Below are 24,813 nucleotides of genomic sequence, written 5' to 3' on the forward strand. Positions count from 1 at the left end.
GCTTATGTAAATACTCAAAAGCTTACTGTTGAATTCTAGTGAATATATACCATGTAATTTATTCCTGGTATTTAACTATTCTCACTTGAAACATATTCCATGTTAAAAATTATATATTAGGAATTCCCCAAGAATTCCGTCTAAACTAACCTAAATAATCTGGTTTTCCTGAGATAAACTCAGGGAAAACCTTAAATCCTGTAAAAAATTACATGTATATTATATTTATATGTAGAAAATTAAGGTGTTGGGGGAGGGGGGGTCGAAAGAGAAAGATTTATATAACTATATCTTTTATTCGACTTTTTTTTAACAGGGTTCAAAAACGGCAAAAAAAAATGAAATTCCCCGGTTAGGGGGAACTTCAAGAAATTTGTTAGTTCAGAGTCCAATGTTTTATGACTTCTGAGTCACCAACGTCGTACTTGTAGATAACACGTTGCTCTGAAAATGACCAGATAAAATTCTTAGCGTTGCACGGAACACCCAATGGTTCCATGTGCGCATCCGCTAAGTTGACAACGTATTGCTTCCCTGCCGGGCAGGCTTCACTAACGCCTGTGGATATGAATACCACGCCGGCGCTGGCCGACTCCACCAAGACTTGATCGCTTAGAACGATGGCCTGTGAGTCTTTGACTTCCTTGGGCAACTCTCCACATCCGTAACAGACCAAGCCTCGTTCAGCCTGAGTTAACGCATAGTGCGTGTTCAGGTAAACCAAGTTTGGATCATCAGCAACTGCGGTAGATGCGATTGCTGGAGTTACGTTCATTGCTGCTGCCAGTACCAGTGCTGCTAAAGCCATTTTAATTCCCCTTAAATCCAAGATAAGTTTTTGAAGATGTTAGTGAATCGTGATATTTGAAACTTTGCGGTTTCCTTCCGCATCTGTGTAATAATATCCGATGTCTGTGATTTCTCGTTTAGCACCGAGAATTGAGTTCATCTCGTTGATGAACTTCAGCTTATGGATTGAATCGATTCGGTAAGTCGATTCCATTTTCAGGATTCGCTGACCATTAGGTGTTTGCATTACTGCCACCAAGTCGCCGTTACGCAACCCAGAGCAGTTCAAGTTTAAGACTTGATTACCGCGGTAGTCAGTCAATGTGATTCCGTCAAGCGATTCGTTGACTTCGCTTGAGCTTAAGTATCTATGGTTTAGTACCATGACATTTGCCTCGCTTGTTTGAAATTGAAATTACTCGCGGTGAGGTGAAGTTACTCACTCGGTCGCCGGGTACGAATTGTGTGAAGCTTACTTCGCATGATTTGCCCACGAATCCATTCGATGGTTCTTTGGTATCACGTAACCATTTGGGAATGGCCATCGCTTTCACATGATACATCACACCATCCCTTACGGTAGCTACTAGCAAACCACAGATCTGGGATTCGTTATCTTCTTCAGTGATAACGGCTACGATAGTACCAGACGTTTGACGATTTGGCATCTTTCGGAAATACTGTAATCCCTGATTGGTTGTAGCCCGGATTAAGAAACCATCCCAAGCATCACCATATTGCTCCTGTAACGCTTTGTCAGTAGACATCACGTTAAGTGGCAACGTAACCCTAGGTAAAGACCGTACGTGGTCTGTATCGATTCCTAGGATGTTATAGATCGTATAGTCACCATGCCATTCCGATCTTGGCAGTGTTGCATGACGCTCGATCCACTTGTCAGCGTTTCTAGAAGGTCCGTTTGAGCTACTGATGAACAGGTAGCCGTATAAACCAACGGATTGCAACCAGTCACCGAATTTAGAATTCACGTAACTGGCGTTAGAAGTCTTGACTACATGGTCCCCTGACGCCAAGACATTGAATTCGAACATCTTAGAATCGAATCTTAAGAACACCTCAGTGTTCCGAATTAGGCCTTGCTTTTGCATTGCCTGGTAATCTTTAAACGATCCAATGTGCATATTCATAATCTCCAAGTTGAATTACGTATTGGTTCACCTAGATAATATATATCTGAGATTATGTTCAATCTTAGTATGGCCCAGGCTGGTTCTTTTCAATCTAAAAGAATCGTGTATTTTTTAACAGGACGGTGTATCGTATGTTGGAACTGCTGATCGGTACAACGCGTAGTTTACTAGCACGAAGCATAACGCTCGGGCTGGAGAATTACAAAAACGAAAGATATAACACGCTATACGATGCGTTCAACGAAGCTGCGGATAACGTAGTAGGCGATGAGCGTTTCGCTAAACGTGTTATCAATTACGCCCGATACCTGCGGACCAAGAATGCTGATCACATCTCCTGGTTCGGTGGAAACCTTTTGGGCGTGGATCGGATTAAGTTAGTGCCGTCCGATGTGGAACGGTGGTTTGATGAAGTTCTGGAAGTCGATGAAAATCTTCTTAGAGAATGCGTACACGCGGTACCCTCGATCAACACTGATTGGAATGTTTCGTCCGATATATTCAACCTCAGCTGCATTTGGGCAATTCACCGCTTAGTCACCTCATCAAACCAACAATCACGATTGATTAAACAAGCACAAGTTGAAGTCGGAGTTATTTTACAATTCCGATTCTATACGAGCATCTGGTTTAATCAGTTCAGTAACCCAGTTGATAAAGCCGCGGCGGAAGCCACCTATCAGTCACTTTCACTGAAGTTTAGGCTTAGACAACTAGGAAGCTGGGGTGCCCTGCTTGAACATCAGGCAGAGGCACTTGTTGATCCTAAGGGTATTCGTGCTCGCACCCTTAAGACTTTTTCCGAAGACGACGATGTTATTCGTATCGTTACTGATATTAGTACTCGTTGTCGTGCTGTAGTCAAGGACATGTATGGGCCTCTGGAAGCAGTGCGTGCGGCTAACTCCCGCATCACCGTTACTGGGTCAACCGCCATTTCCGTAGATGGTGACAAAATCATCAAAGATGCGGCAGTGTTTTATAACACGGCCAGCTATTACCTGTTAGATGCGGCAAGCAACCCCACCAACTTCATTCGTGAAGATCTGGTCTATCTGGTTTGCGACATTATGCCTACCGTTAGCGAAAAGGCGCTGCGTGAATGCTTAACGGCAATCGCTAGTGCGCCTGACGGTCGTTTAAGGCAATCTGTTAACTGGATGATGGAAAATACGTTGCAGCATGCATTCGAGTACATCAGCTCGAACAGAATCAGGGTTACGGACGCGGGTCAAATACTGACCAAGTTGAGAGCCATTTACACTGCTCCGAAGACAACGGGCGAATTACTACCGAAGATAAGAACAGAGATTGAGCGGTTTGCCAAGAAGAATTGCTTTTTGCGATCACCTTCAGCACTGGCAGCAGTTCGCACAACAATCATGTTATACTTCGTGGTTCGGGCACTCGCCTATAATCAGTACAAATAATTTAGAGGTTGGGGCGAAAGCCCCAACCTACTATTTTATCATTTTTGCCGAGAACTTGTAATTGCTGAGAATCGTACAAACGGTTGCAGCCTTCTCATTAGCAATCAGTAGTGAATCGCGGCTAGTAGGAATGAATGGCAACTCCATACCGGTACGATACATTGCAAAGATTTCTTTCAATACAGGGCAGGTCGTAGCGTGATCAGGCTTTTCAACTAAGATCGTAAACGTATCCCAGTAGAATGTGAATGATGCCAATGACTTATCCTGGAAGTCTACCGAGATCTGAACCTTACGGGCTTTCGATTTCGGATTGATCTCTTTGCCGTATGTTGGAACCTGGACTCTATTCATGATTCACCCACGCGTTATATACAGGATAGTTGAACTTGCTTGGCACTTGAGTACGCATAATGCGCTCATCTAGGTCATGCAAAGCATCAAGATGATCAAACAGGTTGTCTGTCTTAAACAAGACTAGCTGCTTAATCTCAGGCTCACCGTGCGAAATGTAACTGATCAGCCAGTTGCCTTCATCCAGCTGATAGCAGATCAATACATTATCACGTCTTGTGTCACGCTGACAGATAGTTTGCAAGTAAGTCAGTTGACCTGCGTCATCCATTACTTCCCATTCCGCACTATCGGTGTTGTCGTATGCAGCATCTTCATAGAAGGTGATTCGTCCGAAATATCCATTGTTACCATTAGCGCAATGCATGTGAACTTGCTTATGCGAAGTTAAAACTTTTAACGCGTGCATGTGTGTCTCCTTATACAGATATCATCCAGTAATTGTTCATAGGTAATATCATCAGGTGAAGAATAATAGGAAAAAATAACAGGAGACAAAAGTTTGAATGGGATATCCCAGCGATAAAGCTTATCCATCATTCCATGCATGTAGACACTGAAAGAATTATGACTATTTGCATGGATTAGATAGTAGGATATATAATTTAGCTCATCTGTAGCTTTCTCAATATAAGCCTTTCTGAGCGATCCTAAGTCTGACTGGTACGTCTGCCCTAGTCGCAGGTAGATATCTTCACCCGTGACGTTTAAGAGCGTTTTAAGAGTACTTATATCTCCTATCTCTTTCAACCTTTGATAAAAACCTGCACCTATCTTGATACAGCTAGCATTTTCAGATAAACTATCAAAGTCAATCATAACAGATCCCGGCATAAATAGGCTGTCCTAGGACAGCCTAGAATATTATGTTTTAAGTCAGACTAATTATTGACGCAATGCGTTCCGCTTCCTGAAACGACATTGTGAAAACACAAGATGCCACTGACAAATACACCAGATTACTGGCAAGAGTTTTACTTAATCCTCTTGCAGTCCATACTGTGTAGAAGTTCAGAACGACCTTGTTTATCCCACTGATTGTTGCAAGTTTACGGAACACTAAGCCAACGACATGAACAGCAATTAGCGCTGACATTAGTGAGAATAACAACTGTAAGAACAAAGACATTATGAATATCCTCTCTTGAGTTTTTCCGCCCCGAGCAACTCCTCAAGTTCAGACAAGGACTTAGCACTAGAAGTATCCACCTGGATAAATTTGAGCTTGTTCCTAATCTGTCGCTCATAGGACAGTTTGGAGTACGGACATTTCTCTTTAGAAAGCTGTTTAACGAGATCTCGGATTTCATCGATGAGTTCAACCATCTCCTCGTATTCCTCCTCGGTCTCTTCAACATTATTAGCGACTTTACGCAATGCTCTCCGGTTCGAAATCCCATAAAAATCCAGATTCTTACCGTAAAGAATAAACCACGTTGCCAACATCCAAGCAATTACGGAGTCATCGTGACCGCCGTCTGGGTGGTCTACACGTCCGTTTTTGATCTGGAGGGCAAGCATTTCGTTAACCAACTCCGCGGCATGGAGTACGTTAACACCGAGCTCAATAGCGTACGTCAATACATCGCCATAGAGATCTCGTCGTGTAGCTGCAGTTGTGTTGAAACCGAATGTAGCACGATACTTGTTCATGTAACGAGGGTCTCTGAAACTGCTCGTATTCATTACGTAATCGCGATAGTTATCGGTTGTACGCTCCTCCTGTGTCTGTCTGTTAAAGATACGCTTACACGGATTTATACCCGCGTTAGTCATGGCGACAATCAATGTGTCGATCATGGTAGGCGCTGATGATTTACGTTCTGGTACCAATACAGTGTTCTGATATCTGGCCATAAACTCATATAACCACATGGTGTATATGTGAAGGTTAGATTCTTTAACTGTAGAGATAGCAGCAACTTCTAGTGTTTCGGTGTTAATCAGGATAAACTGAATAGCATCTCGACCCACAGCATCTGAAGTATCAAGACCGATTACATGCATGGTTTTCATGCGTTCAGCAATCTCGTGCTTCGGATAGAACCACTTCAGAGTATAGTTGTTCTTATAGAACTCCGTATGCTCTGGTCGCTTGGTACTGGCTTTAATAGCCTCAAGCTGTTCTGTGGTAAATGGTGACATGGCATTACCAGAAGTCCACTGTAGACCGAAGTCACGTAGTCTCTGGAGTCTGTCACCACCGGCGTTACGCATGGCGTTATACAGATCTAAGTCTGTCATGCCTAACTGTCGGTGTGTAAATGGTCCATGGAATAATGTACGGTCGCCACCACATGCCCGGTTAATGGCATCGTGTAGAATATCGCGAGTTGCGAAATTCATGTAGCTTTCATCCCAATAGACGCCACCCATAAACATATGGTATGTGTAGGCGCCCTCAGGAGTGTCAAGCATACCTGGCGTAGTTACGAACATGTTACCGTATGGAATACCCTTACGTTCAGAGTTCTCACGTACCTTAGAACCAGCCGCTAGTGCTGCCGGTAGCATTTCTTCGATGTATTTGGTAAAAGCTGTCTCATCCGAACCAAAGGTACCAGCGGTATTTCCGCGACCACGGTTGTTTGCAGACTTACGATCGGTAGGTGGGATTACTGTTAGAACGTTGTTGTTACGGGTGTTATAGGTAAACTTATATTCGTTTTCAGCATCGTTGTTAAGTACATAAGTCCACTGTGGCAATACTGCTCGAGCACGCCGCATACGGACCATGGTTTCATTACGCAGTCCACTATCTTTAGTGATTAGGATTTGCGTCAAGTTACGACCATATTGCGCAAGGTATAACATCAGCATATATAGAACTACTGACTTACCTCGCTGACGAATCATCAATAACCCAAAGTCGACGTTATTGAAATATGCCCAGACTAACGCAAAAGTACCGCGGTTAATCATAAACACAGAAGGATCATCACCTTCTTGAGGAACCAATGCAACTTCCCGGAACCAATACCATGGGTTTTCAGCACATTCCCGGTCAATCGCAGTTTTCATATCCGTGCTGAGAGTATCTGGCTTTTCCTTGGTGTAATCGAAACGCGCATCAACCCCACTTAACTTAGGGCGAAATAGCGCAAGCACCATGTACCAGTTCTCAACACCTAGGGTCTTGTGGGTATATGCCAGCTGAATGAATGATTCGTTTTCAGTATTCAAATCATAAACAGCATCAGGATAGTAACCCCAATCTTCCTTCCTAAGTATGATCGACATACTAGACTCCGAATAAAGAGGTGGGCATTGCCCACCTCGTTTACTTAATTGTCTTCATGCAGTAACAACGGCGAGACACCTAAATACAAATCATCGGCTTTAGATTGAATCAGCCAAACAATACGCACGGTATCACCATCAACAATCGGACAATCTACAACGAGCTCTGTCAACCAATCGCTAACCGGATAACGGAACTTACGTCCACCGATTTGCAATTCGAAGTGTGTTGGCTGTGGTGGTCTTAAACCTTCAGCCTTGCGATCAAATACCGGATAGATAGGATAGTACAACTTATCCAACCATTCCGATAGTGAACGCTGCTCACACTTGATATCGAGCTTGTTGTATGTAACGTTGAACGGCTTGAACAACACGAAAGCTTCGTCACCGTATGCTGGACTTGACTTCACATATTCAATAATGAAGTTGTCGCGCTTCTCATTACCTGGAGCAGTGAAAGTAATTGAGAAAACTTCAGTATGATAATGCGCCTTAAACTCAGGACTTACGTCAGCAAGGTTCAGTCGAATACCGACCTGTTGTTTGATGCCATAAAGTTTAGGGTCCAGTGGCGGGGAGTTCTCAGCGTAACGAACCCACTGTGTCGCAGGATATACACCATTCCGACGGATGTCAGTCAGGTAGTATTCCATACGATAACCGGTCTCAGCACCACGCCATACAGGCACTGCATAAATCTTAGGACTATATGCCCCTTCAATACGCTCTGTAACGGCGCTGTAGCGACGATTGATCACACCCTCTACAATGTCATTGCCAATGTACGTCTCTTCGTTAGAGAGCATGTAGCTTAGCTGTAATGGGATTTCCAAACCAACGCTGGAAGCAATCATCATCTCATCGTAAGCACCAGACGATTTCAGACCAATTAACTTGATCTTACTACCATCGATATTCTTAACCACAGTCCCAGTTGTGTAGATAACTTCACACTCGAACAGTAGGTCATCGATAGGAACGTTCTGAGGCAGCTCAACAACACGATCGTTGTCAGGAGACACCCACGGTGTTTTCAGACGAATATCAACGATACGCTTCTGTGGCTTATTGGTAGCCATAGCGATGTCGGTCAAGATGACATTACATGAACCAATATCGGTTGGCATATCTTGCGCGTTGTAAGTAACTACAGTTACGCGCTCACCATTAGCAGGGATCTTAGTACAGATACCAGCTACCGGATTTTTGATCGTCTTGTTGCTAGTGTTCCCACTGAAGGATAACTCCAATGGAATCTTATCATCAAAACGATTACCATGCATATAACCAGAAATGCATGTGCCACCCTCACCAATCTCGCTACCTAACCAAACGCGAATATGTGTGTTGGCAGAGCCCTTCACATACCACTGTGAGTTTAAGTTAAGTGTTGCAGGTACCGTGTCTTTATTAATCAGCACACGGAATGCATCACGAGACATTGGCGAACGCTCACCGGTAATAACATCAGTGTTGCTGTAGTTAGGCCCGGCATATGGTTCAAGATCGAAGTTGAAAGGCGGGTTCGGATTACGGTAGGATACAATCCACCATGTACGATCCTTGACCTTAACAACTATCTCATTTTCGTTAGGTACGATTCGCCCACTATCGGCAATATCAGCGAAGTATAGTTCATGATAGGCTAGTATCCGCCAGTCACGACCGTCTTCGACGATAGGCTTTTTGGTATTAATACTCATGGTCTATCTTTTACCCTCAGATGCTTATTGAGTAATACTCGGTTGTTGAAATAGAGGCTATTCACACGCTCAATAAATGAAAACTCAAGCGGATACAGCTCAACCATCCCACGCACTGCAATCGGATAGAACACGACATAATCATTATCGATGTTTTCCATAAATGCAGCATCAGCCTTGAGGAACTTTTTGTAGTTACCCATGAGCTGCTCAATCTCTTCAGTCGAAATATAGTTATTTGGACGTTCTGAGATAGCAAACTCACCATTGAGGATATCCAAGATCATCTTATTCAGCGTTAAGCTAAACAACATGTACCGATTAGTAATCGGATTGATATCAACAGCAGGTGGCTGTGGAATTGCCTGCGTCAGATACTCTTCCACAGCAGCATCTGTCTCTTTAGCAATTGCATGGAACGGATACGTTGGGTACTCGATGTGATTTCGCAGTGGGATTAACGGGTCGGTAATCTGATAAGGCATACCATTAGGCAACTTACCAGCAATGCGCCCCAAGTCCTCACGGAATGTAACTTGACTGCGATCAAACATGCGACCACCAGCGATAACACGAATGACTTTATCATCCTTGATATCGTAGCGCGAGTTATTACTCAGAATACCGTCATAAACGAATCCGTGCTTCGGCATGGTGTATTTAGTAGAGCGTGGAACGAAGTTGCGGGCCCGCAAAACAATATTGAAATCCTTGTTTCCGATCTCCTCAACAATCGTCTTATCACAAATCCCCACCATTGGCCAGTCAACAATAGCACTAACACCAATTACCAGACTGCGTCCATTCAGCCAAACCTCAACCGTCTCCGGTTCAAATTCCAACGGTGTATATGTTGCAGTCAGTTTGTTCTTGTACTGCGCATTGAAATACAACAGACCTTTGCCGCTAAGCATGTCAGCGTTTTCAAACTTAAACTCATTGACTAAGAATGAGCGATCGCTTTGCCGTACAGGCAAGAATCGAGTTGGGTCAGTGTGCCAAACCACAGTGCCATCAGCAAGGATATCGTAGGCATTACTATCAGTAACTTCAGTATATTTCCAAGTAGGTTTCTCACTCACTGTCTCATCGAGATAGTAGCGATACTGGTACATTGGATTGACCTTAGTCATTGTTGTACCGAACTCAATATCAAGTTCATCGGTACCAATACCTTCGATTATTTCAACAAATGCAGTATCCTTGTACTTACAGATATGCATTGAGCCTTCGAATACCGAATGATTACTCCAGCCTAGCAGCAACCCTTTGCGATCATACTCGAAAATAGAGCACTGCTGAACCATGCCGAAATGAACCGGGGCACGTGGATTACCTTCAGTATCATAAATCACTGGAGTATAGTTATACCCAAGCAATTTACTGCACGCATTATAGCCATATGCATCAGTAACCAATTTTCTGGTTATATGCTCCGGCATTGCATTTATCAGTCGTGCATATGGTGCCTGCTCTAACGTAGATGCTTTCCAGATATCCAGCGAATCATCTGGACCAACGATAGCAGAGATAATCTGATCGTCATCCATCTGATATAGCTCAAGAATACGATTGGAATCGAACTCCACCATATTATCAAGCGCTGGTTGTCGAACATACATTACAAGTTCAATATCACCGTACCCTTCCCACCACTCTGGATTACAGATACCGTAATCGTACAGATGCTTTGATGATATACTGAAATCACGATGCGTCAGCTGTCGCAAATCAGCCATCATGTGCGTATGTACAAATCGCCCAACACCGTTCTTGAATAGGTATAGTTCGATATCATTGAGATGTAGTACGGTATCAATTGCTTTTGGTAAGTGTACTAATAACTTACCAAACTTATCCAGCGTACTATGGAAGCTAGGCAGTTCATCAAGATAGAATTTGTGAACTTCCCGCATTGTACCGTCGTGGATATACTCCACATAGTCCCACGCTTTAACGTTGTTTACCGAGAACTTATCGACCGGATAGCCGTTAACAGTACACAACACCATACCTGGTTTACGTGAAGCTTGACCATGACGGATGATCAATCCAGTGATGTCTTCAGGCGTACGCACCACATGACTTTCACAAAAGATCTTGTGCTCAGAAGTCCAGTCAGGGTGAGTCTGATATTTACCAGTGTAAATCTTGATAAATACTTCTTCGTTGGAAACATTGACCTGGGTCTCATAACGCTTAACAGCCATCAGTAAGTTATGATTACTGATGAAGCGGAAGTAAACCAAATCTAATGGGATCTGTCGCCCAGACTCGATGTAAGGGATAATTACCACACCGTTTTCATTAACGATGTCTTTGGCGGACTTCCACCCACCCCAAGTCCCAAAATTCAAAGCTTCTGGATCTTGTAAACCAATCTGATAGGTATGATACCAATTGGTAATGTCCGGTAATTGGATATGATGTTCAGATACCTGAACCCCGAATACATCACCACGCTTATTGCACAAACGCGCCGGCTTGATGATGAACCGGCCATCTTCCGATGGCCGACACCAAACATTTTCAGCAGCGTGGTTGACTAACCACGAACTCATTTATTATCTCCTGTATTGCCTTCAGGTTTTGGCTCTTCTGGCTTAGCTGGTTCAGCTGGCTTATCGCCATCAGCCTGGAGCTCCTTACCCTTAAGGTCGATAATCATACCACTGATCATCTTAGCCAGAGCCTGCAGTGAACGCGCTGTATTAGAACAGCTGTTTACTACATCTGTGGTATAGGTCATCAGTTCTGACTTACCGGTAACAAAAGCAGTTGCAGCTTTGTGAGCATCAGACTGTTTCTCATCTTCAGTGAAGCCTGACAAATGCTCAGACAGCTTATTGAAACGATCGGTCTTGCTCTTGTATTCCTTGGACAACGCTTCCAGCTTCTTACAGGCTTCCGCATTGTTCTTGGCCATTGTCATGACACTGTCTGGATTAGAGTGCATCTCCACCAGTTTCTTAACGGCTTCAGTTTGCTCGTTTAAGAAGGTCTCATTGAAATCGCCAGTGCTTGGTAAGAACAGTTGAATGTTAACATTCTTACTGGCCTTGTTAGCAGTAACCACACCGCCAGCACCTTGTACACCACCAACTACGGAAGGCGTAGCATCTGGATTGGCTTTGTTGAATGCAGTCTGCAGATCAGTATTGAAAGACTGAATCTTTGGCAGAATTGCATTAAGTGCATTGATGTCGTTTGCATTGGCAATCGCTTCCAAGATATCTTGTGCTTGACCGAAGCCAGAAGCCAGTGCATCGATAGCTTCAGGGCCGTTGATATCGTTGATTGGGAACGGTCGGTTCGCCAATAGCGCACCGATAACTGCCTGGGCGATTTCACTACCTTCAGTACCGCCGAAGTTAGTAGTCAACCACTGATTAGCTTTGGATAGGTTCGCTTTGAACTTGGATACATCGCCACCAGTATACTTGACAGGACCCATTGAGATGGAGCTACCTTTACCACCGGATTTAGCGAAGTCATAAACCGCCAGCTTAACGCCCGGTAAACGCACACCAGAAGACAGGTCTTGCCAAATCTTCTTGTTCTCGTCACCCAGTTTTTCCAATGCATCGTCTGCCGGCCACGCGTTCGATTTCAGTGTCTCGTATGCAGAGGAGATCAGTTCACGACTGGCCTTCATTTCACTGATTGCTTTGGTTAACTCTTCGACAGCTTTATCGCTGCTTTTAGAAGGTGACTTGTCTCCGCCGAATACGTTGGAGATCAACCATGCGATGAATGTAATCAGAATACAGCCACCAGCAACACCTGCTGCAATTGTACCGACGCCTTCGTTACCGATACGTAATTCGTAACTGTCTTTACGACCCGGCTCTACTTCATCGCAGTAGCGATCGAATACTTTTTCCACCGCGCCGATGAAGTGTTTGTCGCGGCCACCGCTAGCAGTCATAGCAGCACGTTGACCAATCAGCGTCTTGTTCTTAATAGTAGTGTGTTTAAGTGCCATCAGAACTAATGAAGCAAATGCAGGAGGGTATTCAATCGCCAGTGAAACAATTGGTACCGCGTTAGCTACCATGAAGAAGCTACCGCCTAAGCAGTTAAACAAGGTCAGACGATTCAAGTCAACCAGCGCAGGAGACACATTGGCATTGTGAATCAGACCAATTAACTCGTCCACATTACGTGGGAAAACATCACCGCACAAATCGATGATTTCAAAGATCACATCAGAATCAACACGGTAGGTAGAAGCAATCTGTTGCGCATAACGTTCTACCGCACGGAAGCCTTCAATCTTATCGAAGTAGCGACCAATAGAGAACAACGCAATACAGGTCAACAGTCGTGTTTCGTGGATTGGGCTCAGACGGTACTTGTCCTTAATAACCGAGGTCAACCAGCGAACAAACACTTCGTTAGAGAACTGCCATGCAGTAAACAAATCTTCACGACGACCACGAATCCAAGCAAGCTCCATCTTGGCACGATAGATCCACATATCACGATCTTCACCGTCGCGTACTGACAGTACACCAGCCGCATTAACATTGGAGAAACCGCGAATATCAATGTATACCTGATCATCTTCACGACGCCAGTATGGATGGATGAAGCTATCCACATCAGCATATTGATCAGTTACAAAGCGAATACTTTGACAGGAATCATCAGCAGGGAATGGTCCACGCAGCAAAGCTTTGGTGATTTCGTAGTTAATAGACTCGGTGGTAGCCAGACGAGAAATCGCACCGTCGTAGCTATTCTTAATGGACATAATGTCTCCTGTTACAATTCATATGGCAGTTACGGTATTTTTTTACCCGTTTGCTATAATGGCCAAACAAATGGAGTAAACACATGTACGCAAGTAATATCCCAGTTAGCGGGGCACCTGCGAACGTAATCTACGGTACTAAAGACGAATCATTACTAGCGCAGGTACTGCGTCCAGTAGTTGATTCCGTACATACCCCGTGGATCATGGGCTTCGCCCCAAAAGGCAAAGGCAATGTAGCACACTTGCTGCAAGGTCCAACCTTGTTCACGATGCACGGTAAAGAAGTTATCACTAACGGCACGAAGTATTCAACTTTCATGACGCCGTTTGTGGAGCTGTTTAACCGTAAAGTCAACCGCATCCTTTTCCAGCGCCTGATCCCTGATGATGCAACCATCGCATCACTGCGCTTGTATGCCGAAGTTTTTACACAAGAAATTGATACGCCTGTCAAAGAAGGCGAACCGCCTGTAGGCAAGCAAATCGTACTGAATGTAATCTATCGTGTCGGCGAATTCAGCAAAGACCAAGAGTTTGGTAAAGCTGAACGCATGGAAGGTACTAACACCAACCACGATGGTACATCATCTATTGTACTGCCACTGTATGATATCAGTGCCCCGTACGAAGGTGACTATTGCCGTAACTTCCGCTTCTCATTCAGCTGCCCGAATGCCAAGTCCAGTAACCCGGTTAGCGCAAGCCAAGTCGAGCGTATTGGTAGCCGTGTGTTCCGCATGCAGATTCGCGAAGCCTCTGAAGTTAACATCAATGGCAATATCGTCAACAACCTGGATGGCGGTAGCGCTGTACTGTACAGCCACGTGCATGGTGCCAAAGACCCGTCTGCAAACCGCGTATACGACTACCGTTATGTAATCGCCAACGGTTACATCGACAAGCGTCCGCGTGAAGGTATCCCTGCGATGCCTGGTCCGTTCGAAGGTTTCCATGTATATGAAGACCACATGAACGAACTGCTGACCACCATTGGTAAAGTGGAAGAGATCGAAGCCAACATGGTCGATCCATTCACCGCCATGGATATGGACGGCACCAAGTACACCAAAGTCAAAATCGACAACGGTACTCTGGGCGGCGAAATCCTGAACGAAAGTCATTTCCACCCGTTCATCGGTGGTGCTGACGGTACCATGAACAACGTCGAGTACGACAAACTCTGCCGTCGTGAATATGAGCGTTTCGGTAAGGGTCCAGTTAAGCTGATGGATATGTTGCGTTATCCATTCAGTCACGTATGGGATGGTGGCTTCAGTCTCAAGACTAAAGAAGCCATGGCAAACTGTATGACTCGACCAAACGTAACTGTTGTTGAGTGTCCATTCGCTTTCGACATGCCGTCAAACGATGTTGAAACTGAATCTTCAGTAACAATTGCGATTGCGCAGTATATGCGTGCATTCCCTGAATCACAACGTTATACCACCGGTGCACTGCGCGGTTATATCGTTGGTCAGGACTTCCTGCTGAACGATAAGTCATACCTGGATCGTCTCCCACTGACCTATCATCTGGCAGAACTGATGGCTGATTATGCCGGCGGCACTCAGCTGAACGCCGACAAGCGTTTCTTCGATGGTGGTGAGTATACCGTAATCAAATCAGGTTACGATGTATCTCTGCCTACCAAAGAGAACACTGTGTATGAGAATGACTATGCAAATGGTCTGATCTACGCAATCGCTTTCGATGACCATCGCTTCTTCTTCCCGTCAATGCGTTCCATCTATGACGATCATCGTTCTGTCCTGGTAGGTATGTTGCCTTCCCTGGTCTGCGGTGACTTGATGATGGTATCGCAGCGTGTTTGGGCTGAAACCACCGGCAACCAAACAATGGATGAAGAGGAATACGCGAAGCTGGTTTCTCAGAAGATCCTTAACCGTACAAGCAGCCGTTACGATACTGTCAAAGACATTAGCGTTAACGTTTACTTCACGGAAGAAGATCGTGCAGCCGGCAACCAGTGTTCTGTTGACATCTTTGTCAAGTTCAACACCAACAAGAACGTACACAAAGTATCGGTTATCGCTCAACGCGCTGGCTGATACCTGTAGCGGGGCAAAAGCCCCGCCACTGATTTGTTATTAACAAGGTGGAATATATGGCCAACACTTGGGGCGAAAACGTTCTAGGTCGTCTGGGTGACAACCCGATCCTGGATCGTAACAACGGGTTCGGTCGAACTCGTATGTCACCGATGGTTAAGGCACACGAGGGCGCTCAAAACGGCGCAGTCCTTAACATTGGTAAATACGTATTTAACGATGCGTATGTATCACGCGATGTCATTGCGAAAGTAGTAGAGTTCCCTAAGTGGATCTATTACATGCCAGACCCTGCAATGTTCAAGATGATGATCAAGTCGTTCATTGAAACACAAACCAAGATCCAAGGTTTGCAATCAACGATCACATCTGAATTCCATGAGCAGGAAATCGGTAACGCAAACATGCGTCAGTCTACCTTCAACCGTAACACGTTGCAGACTTCTGACGTAACCCACGTTATGGAACAAGATAAGGTAGGTCGTCCTTATCAGAACTTGTTCATCCTGTGGCAGCGTTACGGCATGGGCGATGTCCATAACGGCATCCCAATGATCCACCTGCTGAACCCGAATATTCAGGATCAGCTGGCCGACATGTACTGTATGACAGTACTGTACTTTGAACCGGATATCCGTAAGCGTTCTATCGAGAAAGCTTGGCTGATTACCAACATGGCGCCGAAAGGCTCTGGTGAAGTAACCGGTTCTAAAGAGATGTCTACTGGCGGTAACACCAGTTCACTGAACATTCCATTTACTGGCCTGCAGGATGACTCCTATGGCGTTTATGAAATGGCAGAGCGTGAGCTTCTGGCACTGGACCGTGGTGGCCTGAACCCAATGACCCGTAAAGCGTTCCGTGAGAACGTTGACCCAGACGTATATGCGACTGGTAACGGTTACTGGGAAGGTGCACGCGACGCTAAGAGCCAGCGTGTTTCCGGCGTTGCTGGATACTAAGGCAAAAAAAAAATAGAGAGCCCCGCAAGGGGCTCTCTTCTAACCTTTTTGTCAAATGCCAATGAATTTACGAATCAGTCGTTGAATAATTGTAGGCTGCTCTTCAATTGGTGTGTGCTCATAGAACAACGTAAATGGCAGATGTGCATCTGAGAAATCACGCAGCATATGTTTCACCTGACGCGAAGTGTTGCTGACGCACAGAATACCATCATCAACCAAACGATCCACCGACTCATCAAAGAACTCGCGTGAGTCTTCTGATAACGTCTCCAAATGTTCATCCCCTTTCTCAGAGTATGAGTCATTGGTCAACAGGATATAGATCGGAATCAGTCCGTTGTCCACCAGACGTTTGTTAAACGATAGTCCCATACGGTAGATCTCTTCGCGCAGTTCTTTAGACTGCTGCCCCTGGTATGCAAATGCAGTAAGCCAACTGCGGTCACACACAATCAGTTTATCTTGCGCGTTTTCATCTTTCAACATCTTACTGATATTGAAGTGACGGTTCGCAAACGTGATGTGCGCATCTACTTCAGGCATCTGACACTCGGTCATAAACTTGGAGAACGCTTTGAACTGTTCAGAGTTGGTAACGCCAGCTTCTGGATCGCTAGTGAATTCCGCCAGTCCATAAGCATTGCCTTCGGCTTCTTTAAGAATCTCATTGACCAGCGTAGTTTTACCAGTGTTGTCTGGACCATCGATAAAAATGATGAACCGGTGCTCGTTAAGCGGGTTCAAAGTTACTTGTTGATAGGTATCTCCAAGAACGTTTTCCAGTTCCACCATACCTTCACAGATAAGGTCTACAACCGCACGTCGGCGATTATAGTTTGTGTCCTGGTAATTGGAACACCATTCGTTAACTTCCTTAAAACAATTGGTAGATAAACGAGTATCTCGGAAAGTATCATCACAATCGTAGTGCATCTTTATATCCTATTCAATAATATCAATGATCGCATAACTAACTTTAGTAGTAGCGTCAGAGTCGTTATCAGCAAAACAGAAATTAACCGCTTTAAGTTCGAACCCATTCATTTTAAGTAGTGTGGCTGCAGCAGTTACAGCACCACGAATTTTAACAGGTTGTTTAAAGATCGGTACTAGCTCATAAGTTCGATCACCATGTTTGGCAATAAATCCACGTCGAGTATACGCACGCCGCCAAGGATCAGAAATCATATCGCAAGCTTTGTATACTGTTACGTAGCCGCAGCAAACTTCATTAATCCTTTTCAGCACATTCTCTGGGTGTTTTTTGTCAAAAAAATAACGCATTGAAGTTCCCCGGCATTAATACATTACATGATCCATATAGGGCCATGGTTACGTATTAAATAAACCGGGGTAAATTTCAATTAAGCACACGATTAAGAGATTCGAGTGCTTCCTTAGCTTTTGCTGGGCAGATCTTCAGTAGTCCCATGTTATTGTCCAAGTCCCACGCAATAACTTGGCCAGCACGAACAACTGGAGTTGCATTGTCAGCCAACTCCATGATTGTATTTACCGACTTAACAAATACTGCGTCGGCGATTACTGACTTGATTGATTTAGCCGTGCCATAAATGGCACGATCCGCGATAACATCCGTGTCAAAAATACGGTCCTTCGCAGGTTCCAAATGAACACCATCCCAGCGTTCATTAGTGGAGATAACCTGCAGCGGCTGGCCTTTTGACGCAGTGTCGAGCATCGATATAACGTTGGTATATGCGATCATTATAAGCTCCTGCGCCAAGAAAGGCGCTACATTGATTCGATTAAGTCTAACAGTAGGCGTTGCGATAGATCCTTATCTATCGTCATGTCTTTTGTATTCCATATATCTTCTTGCAACTTATTACCTTTGACAACACTACATTTGCATCGTTCCATGTATGGCTGCAAGAGTATGAATAAAGCAGGTACACCTATTTCTAGGATGTTGCCGTGCTCCTCTACCATGGATACAGTGTCCAAGTATCCCGGCGTATCTGTAACCACATCTGACCCGTGTGTGTGGAACGTTAGGGTCCCACCATTGGCTACGTATACAACCATCTTGGCTAATATCTTTTTGCCTTTGGTCATCATCAGTTTAAGATTAGCATTGCTCATTCATTATCTCCCAATAGTTAAATTACGTTTCGGCACAGGTGGTGTCATACGTACCTGCATCACTCTGATAATATATGTCTGAAAAAAATTTCATTGAAAAAACAAAAAAAATAACAGAGAGGGACCGAAGCCCCTCTCGAAGATACATTAACGACCGTTATTGATATAGGCAATTGCCGTATCAAGAAACTTGATCAAATTTTCAATTTTTATTCGTTGTTCCTTGTAGTCGCTCTCATCTGTGTCTACCTGTATTCTTGCTGATCGCCGACAGTCAGTCAAGCTGAACATCAGCGTCTTACTATCTATTGACCAGCAGGCGTTACCGGTATAGGTACATTCGACCGAACCTTCACCATTAAGCCACACCCGCCCAACTGTGGGCACATCATGAACAGCATCTAATGCTGCCTGTAATGCCGTGCGTATCTTAGTTATCTTCTTAATGAAAAGCTGACACGCCACGTCTAAATCGTCATAGCTACTGTGTAACATAACTGGGCTATAGCCGAAGCTAACCTTCAACGTAAACATCTGATGTCCATCGCTAGATTTAGATCCAGACACTACAGCATATGCTGGGTCAGTTACATTAACTGTATTAAGAAAAGTACGTATTGCGATTTTCATGTTATATCCTCAAATCCAAGATTATCAGTAATTTAATTGTTTCTGTTCACAATTATAATATATGCCTGAAATAAATTTCGTTGGAAAAGGAGCGCCTAAGCGCCCCTTTGAAAATACTCGAGTGGTTTTAGGTCATGCGCTAGTTTAATAATACGTTTACGATTTAGGTTTCGCTGATGTATTGCATATGGTGTTGATGAATCCCATGCCCACTGTAATAAACCTTGTCGCTGCTTTGGTCTGCACGCCTCATCACTTAAATTACAACCCTTGGTTACTTGAGCCTGATGTCTGGAGATAAAGCTATGCCAACGCCATATCTGTTTAGCATCAATTTCCCGAATACGTCGACCTAAGAAATATTTGATATACCATTCAAACCAACCATAAGGGTCACATTCATCAATCCAACCCTTATCCCGCCATTCTGATAATGACATACGACTCTTAACGCCGAACTTGTTCAATGATGGGTCTGGCTTCTGATATACCTTTAGCACCTTGGGTAAATCATACCATTCTTTAGGTACCCCTGGAATACCGTTTATGTATTTGCCTTCGAATACTCCAAGCTCTAGCATCTCGAGCGGTGTATAACTCGGCGTGAAATTACTATCCCAATCTTTCATTTTATATCCCTATCATGAAAAAAAAAGAGAGGCGTATGCCTCTCTCATAGTAATCACATTTTGCTAATGACTTCGAACTTGATATTGCTTAACAGTTCGTTTTCATTATGCTTCCAGTATGACTCGTATAGCTCAACAATACGCGTGTGATTACGCAAAGCATTGTTGGCCATCAGTTCAAAACCAGAACATTCCAGAATGTAATACTTCATCTTGGAATGCAGGATTCGAGTTACATGCATCAGTAACTTAGACGCATCATCACGTGCAATACCTTTATCCACCAAAGCCTTCAATGCAGAACCTTCAGTGTAGATGTCACGTGTGGCTACGTTCTGATTGAACTTACCTAACGCACCAGCATCGATATCCATGACGAGTTTGTTATCGCCAATTTCAAATACGATATCTTGCGCAAGCAATTTAGGCGTAATGGATTGTGTAACCAACACAGCATCAATCAGATTATCCAGCATAACACTCAGATAGAAACTATCCGCATGTTTTAAGTCTGCAGTATAACCAATGATAGTACGGTTAACGTTATTCAGTGAGTCACTGATCACGCTTGCCAGTTTGGCATTGATCTCGGTATTATCCGTTGTAATGTTCAGCATTTATTTCAGCTCCATCGTTATTTCTGCGTGGTTCCATGCAAATGTCGACTGTTACTTTTATGTTGAAGTAATTAAGATACGTAATTGAGTTCATGCTACGCATCAATAGTTGTGCTTGTTCACACATATATTCGTATCCGGGCATATCCGTAAACATAGCTTCGATTAATGTGGCGACCGTAGCAACTCTGACGTATTCTACGGTAATAGATGTACTAACGCGTTCGAAATGCCCTTCTCGTTTAGCGTTAATGTTAGCTACTTCTGTTTCAATACCTTTAGGCCCAAACACCGCACGGTAATTAGTATTCGTATCACGACATAAGATAGATACGTACGGACGATATAGGATGCCGTTCATACAAGCCACATACTTGCCAATTACAACATCCTGGCTAGTATAAATATGTGCCAACAAATCGAACATCATCTGGAATGTAATGACAGCGTCAGTCTCATCCTGCATTACTGGTGATAATGTCGTAGCAAGACGCTTCTCGATATCCCGCACTGCCACATCATGGTTTAGATTGGACTGATTAGTAAAATCGATAACTTGTAATTTCATCGGTAACTCCAAAATAAAAAAAATAAGAGTACATCAGGAGGCGAACGCCTCCTGATGTTTGTATTACTTAGTTAGACCACAGCTTGCTTGCACGCTTGGTGGCAACCATCATGTGGCTACCGATAGCGAAGCCGGCAGAGCCGGTCAGCTTAACTTCATCACCGGATACATCCATGGTGGCACCGAACTTAATGCCATATGCGGTAGCTTCCATTTCAGCCAGCACTTGCTTGCCTTCTGATGCTTTCAGTTCGGCAATCATAGGTTCGGTCGCAGCTGCCAGCAGTTCCTTGTGGAACTCCTTGCTGTAGTCGGACACTTGCTTAACAACGTCCGGGGTAACGCCTTCAGGCAGGTTGTCGTCGAATACCTGCTTGGCGTTAGTTGCTACAGTCTTGCCGTCTTTTTTACCGAATTTGAAATCGAAGCTCATTTTAATTCCCTTAATCAAAAACAATTTTTTGTTAGCTGATGTTGTTAGAGGATGGTCTTAGTTAGACCACAAAGTTACTGCACGATCCAGGCAGTCGCCGATAGCTGAGCTGTGCTCTTCGCTAACGTACAGGCTGATCGCATCGATGTAGTTTTCTTTAGTCGGCTCATCGGCTTCAGGACGCGTAATCGCGATGCCGTAAGTGCGACCCAGTGCCGCCGCTTCCATTTCCACCAAACCGATCTTTTTATCTGTTTTCAACAGGTCGACCATCTTAGGAAGCGCAGCTTCATAAATTGTGGTGTCGAATTCAGCATCGTATTGGCGCACTTGCTTAACGACTTCTGGAGTAACGCCTTCTGGCAAGTTATCAACGTAGACTTTCTCTACGTTTTTGATTTCGAACTTATTACCAGTTGCAACTACTTCCAGTTCAGCAAGGATCTTTTTGTTGAATGACATCTTAAACTCCAGTGTGGATTATCGTCTCATAATGAGACAACCGGTGTAAATATTTACCCAGCTCACATAGATAATATATACCCAAAATATTTTATATAGATGGTAGGGCCTAAGCCCTACCGTCCATTGATATTGTCTTTGATAGAGTTAACTGTATTGGCATATACACTAGGAGAACAGCGTCTTACACTATCCACAGTATATTTGTTTTCGGGCACAAAATCATTCATCTTTCCGCCAGTAGAAACCACAAGCTCAAAGCCGCCTTTGATATAAACATCTCCGGCAATCAAAACTTCCTTGCTAGTAACACCGACAAAAGTAATAACTGTCTGATTCGCACCTTTCACCCATATGTCTTCTGCTTTCTGAAGAGTGAACTCTCCGACAATGGGCGCCTTAAAGTTCGCAGTATCTGGACAATATGGAACTACCCAGATTTCATCGGTGGTATCAGCATCATACACAAGCTTATCATTAGGCTTGATGTATTGTTTAAACGGTAGTTCATAAATGCTGAAGATTGGCATCTTACCATTGGACCAATCGCGAATGCTGTTATAAGCAACCGCAGCATGACCAGATATTGCTTTAAGCACGTCAGCCGAGCAACATACTCTCGGTATAGTACGGTCTTCAACATCTGGATTCCAATCACCGATCGCAGGAACAAAGTTCTTGATCTTAGGGTTTTGACTGATGTGGTAGGCGCATGGTAAATTCACAATCTCTACATTAGATCGAACTTTGCGGTTCTGTAACTTTACCCACTCCTCAAGTTCCATTACTTCACCTTGACGTTAGCCATTAGAGCGTTTAGCTTTTCAGCATAGGCATCAGCACTGATAGCTTTAAGTTCATCTACCATGTGTCCATTATAAGCCATCTTGCCTTCACGCTCCAGCTCCATCTCCGCATAACCCACCAGCGTATGATTACCGTCGACGTGAATAAGTTCGTTAGCCTTAATCATGATGGTGAACTCATGCTCAAGTTTCCCGTCCTCATACTCCTCGCTAATATTACTAACGATAAATTCCCCGATTACCTTAGCTTTAAAAGCACCAGAGGATGGGTCGTTTGGAACCACCCATAACTCATTAGTAATACCAACGTCAGCAACCAAACCTTTACCTGGCTTAATACATTGCTTGAATGGCAGTTTGTAAATATAGAACTTTCCGATATCACCTTTCTTCCATCGATTGATGGCTTGGCCAGTGACAGCAGCATGCCCACGTATCGCACTCAGAAGATTGTCTGCGCAACATACTCGCGGAATAGTGCGGTTCTCATCCGGCAATTGACGAGTACCAACCATCGGCATAAACAGCTTGATGTCTGGATTCGTTGAGATATGGTATAGCCCATCGCACGTAACAATGGAGAGATCTTCCCTGATCCCTCGCGGTTGTTGTGCAATCCATGCTTTAAGGTCCATCAGGCCCCCCAGCGCAATAAAGCATTAGACTTAATAACGCCGTTGCTGCGAGATGCTGCCTTAATCAGATGGTCGATGCTACTTACGCTATGTTCCAGACCCATACGTTGCTTACTGAGTTCGATTTCACGCAGGCGAACCAGTGAGTCCATAGTTACTGGAATTTCAACAGTCTTGTTGGATGGTGTTACGAAATGCTCGAAGCCGACAGAGTTATACTTAGTAGCGATAGTCAGGCCACCTTCACTAACCAAGTCAAAGGTGATAAGTTCTTCAAACACACGAACTTTAACGCCTTTGTGATAAACTGTATCGATAACGCTACGTAGACTGAAGCATACGTTAGCATGCTTGTTATCAAGCAGAGACTTCAGTACATTGCCTTGCACGCCCTCTGGACGAATCCAACCGTGGATAATCCAGATTGGCCGGCCAGTAGCAGGGTCAGTACCCGGAGTACATTCAACACTACGAATATGGCCACAAGAGTTACGCAGATCGATTTGACGACTACGCTCAACCCACTGATCTTCAAAGTCTGGATGACGCGGGTCTTTGATAGGTGGTTCAGGATGCTCAACCTCGGAGAAGAGTTTGCCTGACATAACCTTACGCATGAAGATGCTGTTCGGTTCAAAGACGTGCTTGTTCAGATCATAACTGTACGGAATACCGATTGAGTTCGGTAATTCCAACGCACCAAACGTTACGTGGTAATAACCGTCGGCATCTTGCTCGAGCTGTCCTACTTTGTTAACACCGACTAGTGCAGTGCACTCAAATTTCAATGCCACTTTCTTTCTCCTAATTATTTAACGAATAGTTCTTCAAGTTCCTCACGCTGATGGTTATCAGTAATCAGAGTCTCACGGAAAGCTTTCTTGAGCTCACCGCCAGTAATACGAGCAATCGTACTGGTTGCGGTTAACGACTTCTCCATCACCGGGATGAATCGAGGTGATTTATAAAGATCGGCTTCGCTCTTGATAGTTTCACGATAATACACACGCAGATCATCATGCGTACGAGAAATGATACTGATCAACATATCGTAAATTGACTGATTCCCCAGATAGATGTTACACCAGTACTGGATATCAGATAACAGTTCTGCAAGATCGACGTAGTTAAAGAACCATGGTACCTTGCCATAGTCGATAAAGTAGTTAACAATGTTATAGCTAAATACCTTAACCTTAAGAGCACGTACACTCTTGAAGATTACAGCACCCGGGGAGAAAGTCAGACGATAGTATTCTTCATCGGCAATCTTAATTACTTCTGCCAAGCAATCACCGATAGCGAAACGCGATGGTACCAAGGAAACACCGTATTTGTTCCCATAGCAGATCGCGAATACTCCGACTAGGCTAATATCATCCCCAACATATGCTAACTGTTTGTTGACGTAAGTCTTGGGGAACAAAATAGTACACTCTTTGAGCGTAATCATCTGATCCCCAA

At 44.2% G+C, this 24,813-nt stretch carries 26 protein-coding genes; 3 read left to right on the forward strand and 23 right to left on the reverse strand.

Going from position 1 to position 24,813, the window contains the following annotated elements:
• Window positions 1-376 precede the first annotated feature (376 nt).
• Both ACRDDY_RS14025 and ACRDDY_RS14030 read right to left on the reverse strand, forming a co-directional pair.
• The gene (locus ACRDDY_RS14025; RefSeq protein ID WP_438565569.1) at window positions 377-808 is read right to left on the reverse strand and encodes a hypothetical protein; all 432 of its coding nucleotides are present in this window, start codon (window positions 806-808) and stop codon (window positions 377-379) included.
• A gap of 349 nt (window positions 809-1,157) precedes the next feature.
• Window positions 1,158-1,931 carry a hypothetical protein gene (locus ACRDDY_RS14030; protein ID WP_438565570.1) on the reverse strand — a complete coding sequence of 258 codons (774 nt, stop codon included), beginning with the start codon at window positions 1,929-1,931 and terminating at the stop codon, window positions 1,158-1,160.
• Between the two features lie 140 nt (window positions 1,932-2,071).
• Between ACRDDY_RS14030 and ACRDDY_RS14035 the strand changes: the two genes are divergently transcribed.
• The gene (locus ACRDDY_RS14035; RefSeq protein ID WP_438565571.1) at window positions 2,072-3,370 is read left to right on the forward strand and encodes a hypothetical protein; all 1,299 of its coding nucleotides are present in this window, start codon (window positions 2,072-2,074) and stop codon (window positions 3,368-3,370) included.
• A gap of 30 nt (window positions 3,371-3,400) precedes the next feature.
• On the opposite strand, the gene ACRDDY_RS14040 is transcribed toward ACRDDY_RS14035, so the two are convergent.
• The 7 genes from ACRDDY_RS14040 to ACRDDY_RS14070 all read right to left on the reverse strand — a co-directional run bounded on the left by ACRDDY_RS14040 (window position 3,401) and on the right by ACRDDY_RS14070 (window position 13,426).
• Window positions 3,401-3,724, reverse strand: coding sequence for a hypothetical protein (locus ACRDDY_RS14040; RefSeq protein WP_438565572.1), 324 nt, complete (start codon window positions 3,722-3,724; stop codon window positions 3,401-3,403).
• Window positions 3,717-4,133 (reverse strand): hypothetical protein, encoded by a 417-nt coding sequence (locus ACRDDY_RS14045; protein WP_438565573.1) that lies wholly within the window; start codon window positions 4,131-4,133, stop codon window positions 3,717-3,719. The genes ACRDDY_RS14040 and ACRDDY_RS14045 overlap by 8 nt, the downstream gene beginning before the upstream one ends.
• Window positions 4,121-4,558, reverse strand: coding sequence for a hypothetical protein (locus tag ACRDDY_RS14050; protein WP_438565574.1), 438 nt, complete (start codon window positions 4,556-4,558; stop codon window positions 4,121-4,123). Before ACRDDY_RS14050 ends, ACRDDY_RS14045 begins: the two co-directional genes overlap by 13 nt.
• Before the next feature lie 294 nt (window positions 4,559-4,852).
• Complete coding sequence (locus ACRDDY_RS14055; RefSeq protein ID WP_438565575.1) at window positions 4,853-6,964, reverse strand: hypothetical protein; 2,112 nt, start codon at window positions 6,962-6,964, stop codon at window positions 4,853-4,855.
• Window positions 6,965-7,008: 44 nt separating this feature from the next.
• The gene (locus ACRDDY_RS14060; RefSeq protein ID WP_438565576.1) at window positions 7,009-8,670 is read right to left on the reverse strand and encodes a hypothetical protein; all 1,662 of its coding nucleotides are present in this window, start codon (window positions 8,668-8,670) and stop codon (window positions 7,009-7,011) included.
• Window positions 8,667-11,231: a DUF7193 family protein gene (locus tag ACRDDY_RS14065; protein WP_438565577.1), complete on the reverse strand. Its 2,565-nt coding sequence runs from the start codon at window positions 11,229-11,231 to the stop codon at window positions 8,667-8,669. Before ACRDDY_RS14065 ends, ACRDDY_RS14060 begins: the two co-directional genes overlap by 4 nt.
• Entirely contained in the window at window positions 11,228-13,426 is a 2,199-nt protein-coding gene (locus ACRDDY_RS14070) for a hypothetical protein (RefSeq protein WP_438565578.1), read from the reverse strand. The genes ACRDDY_RS14065 and ACRDDY_RS14070 overlap by 4 nt, the downstream gene beginning before the upstream one ends.
• 83 nt (window positions 13,427-13,509) lie before the next feature.
• On the opposite strand from ACRDDY_RS14070, the gene ACRDDY_RS14075 reads away from it, so the two are divergent.
• Both ACRDDY_RS14075 and ACRDDY_RS14080 read left to right on the forward strand, forming a co-directional pair.
• On the forward strand, window positions 13,510-15,498 hold the full coding sequence (locus tag ACRDDY_RS14075) for a hypothetical protein (protein ID WP_438565579.1): 1,989 nt from the start codon (window positions 13,510-13,512) through the stop codon (window positions 15,496-15,498).
• Between the two features lie 56 nt (window positions 15,499-15,554).
• Window positions 15,555-16,460 carry a hypothetical protein gene (locus ACRDDY_RS14080; protein WP_438565580.1) on the forward strand — a complete coding sequence of 302 codons (906 nt, stop codon included), beginning with the start codon at window positions 15,555-15,557 and terminating at the stop codon, window positions 16,458-16,460.
• 51 nt (window positions 16,461-16,511) lie between these two features.
• Here ACRDDY_RS14080 and ACRDDY_RS14085 read toward each other — a convergent pair whose 3' ends face one another.
• From ACRDDY_RS14085 to ACRDDY_RS14150, 14 genes are all read right to left on the reverse strand, one after another.
• Window positions 16,512-17,396: a hypothetical protein gene (locus ACRDDY_RS14085; protein WP_438565581.1), complete on the reverse strand. Its 885-nt coding sequence runs from the start codon at window positions 17,394-17,396 to the stop codon at window positions 16,512-16,514.
• 9 nt (window positions 17,397-17,405) lie between these two features.
• The gene (locus tag ACRDDY_RS14090) at window positions 17,406-17,747 is read right to left on the reverse strand and encodes a hypothetical protein (protein ID WP_438565582.1); all 342 of its coding nucleotides are present in this window, start codon (window positions 17,745-17,747) and stop codon (window positions 17,406-17,408) included.
• Window positions 17,748-17,823: 76 nt separating this feature from the next.
• Window positions 17,824-18,192 carry a hypothetical protein gene (locus ACRDDY_RS14095; protein WP_438565583.1) on the reverse strand — a complete coding sequence of 123 codons (369 nt, stop codon included), beginning with the start codon at window positions 18,190-18,192 and terminating at the stop codon, window positions 17,824-17,826.
• A 26-nt stretch (window positions 18,193-18,218) separates the two neighbouring features.
• The gene (locus ACRDDY_RS14100; protein ID WP_438565584.1) at window positions 18,219-18,569 is read right to left on the reverse strand and encodes a hypothetical protein; all 351 of its coding nucleotides are present in this window, start codon (window positions 18,567-18,569) and stop codon (window positions 18,219-18,221) included.
• A 147-nt stretch (window positions 18,570-18,716) separates the two neighbouring features.
• Window positions 18,717-19,199: a hypothetical protein gene (locus ACRDDY_RS14105; protein WP_438565585.1), complete on the reverse strand. Its 483-nt coding sequence runs from the start codon at window positions 19,197-19,199 to the stop codon at window positions 18,717-18,719.
• Between the two features lie 95 nt (window positions 19,200-19,294).
• Window positions 19,295-19,828: a hypothetical protein gene (locus ACRDDY_RS14110; RefSeq protein ID WP_438565586.1), complete on the reverse strand. Its 534-nt coding sequence runs from the start codon at window positions 19,826-19,828 to the stop codon at window positions 19,295-19,297.
• A gap of 53 nt (window positions 19,829-19,881) precedes the next feature.
• Window positions 19,882-20,445: a hypothetical protein gene (locus ACRDDY_RS14115; protein WP_438565587.1), complete on the reverse strand. Its 564-nt coding sequence runs from the start codon at window positions 20,443-20,445 to the stop codon at window positions 19,882-19,884.
• Window positions 20,423-21,013, reverse strand: a complete 591-nt coding sequence (locus ACRDDY_RS14120) for a hypothetical protein (protein ID WP_438565588.1) — start codon at window positions 21,011-21,013, stop codon at window positions 20,423-20,425. Before ACRDDY_RS14120 ends, ACRDDY_RS14115 begins: the two co-directional genes overlap by 23 nt.
• 67 nt (window positions 21,014-21,080) lie before the next feature.
• The gene (locus ACRDDY_RS14125) at window positions 21,081-21,446 is read right to left on the reverse strand and encodes a hypothetical protein (protein WP_438565589.1); all 366 of its coding nucleotides are present in this window, start codon (window positions 21,444-21,446) and stop codon (window positions 21,081-21,083) included.
• A gap of 57 nt (window positions 21,447-21,503) precedes the next feature.
• A complete protein-coding gene (locus ACRDDY_RS14130) occupies window positions 21,504-21,908 on the reverse strand; it encodes a hypothetical protein (protein ID WP_438565590.1) in 405 nt (134 codons plus the stop codon).
• Window positions 21,909-22,024: 116 nt separating this feature from the next.
• On the reverse strand, window positions 22,025-22,693 hold the full coding sequence (locus ACRDDY_RS14135; RefSeq protein WP_438565591.1) for a hypothetical protein: 669 nt from the start codon (window positions 22,691-22,693) through the stop codon (window positions 22,025-22,027).
• On the reverse strand, window positions 22,693-23,349 hold the full coding sequence (locus tag ACRDDY_RS14140; protein ID WP_438565592.1) for a hypothetical protein: 657 nt from the start codon (window positions 23,347-23,349) through the stop codon (window positions 22,693-22,695). The genes ACRDDY_RS14135 and ACRDDY_RS14140 overlap by 1 nt, the downstream gene beginning before the upstream one ends.
• On the reverse strand, window positions 23,349-24,143 hold the full coding sequence (locus ACRDDY_RS14145; protein ID WP_438565593.1) for a S80 family phage morphogenetic serine protease: 795 nt from the start codon (window positions 24,141-24,143) through the stop codon (window positions 23,349-23,351). The genes ACRDDY_RS14140 and ACRDDY_RS14145 overlap by 1 nt, the downstream gene beginning before the upstream one ends.
• 14 nt (window positions 24,144-24,157) lie before the next feature.
• Complete coding sequence (locus ACRDDY_RS14150) at window positions 24,158-24,802, reverse strand: hypothetical protein (RefSeq protein ID WP_438565594.1); 645 nt, start codon at window positions 24,800-24,802, stop codon at window positions 24,158-24,160.
• Between the last annotated feature and the right edge of the window lie 11 nt (window positions 24,803-24,813).

Source organism: Clostridium sp. (assembly GCF_051656525.1).
Taxonomy (GTDB): Bacteria; Bacillota; Clostridia; order Clostridiales; family Clostridiaceae; genus Clostridium.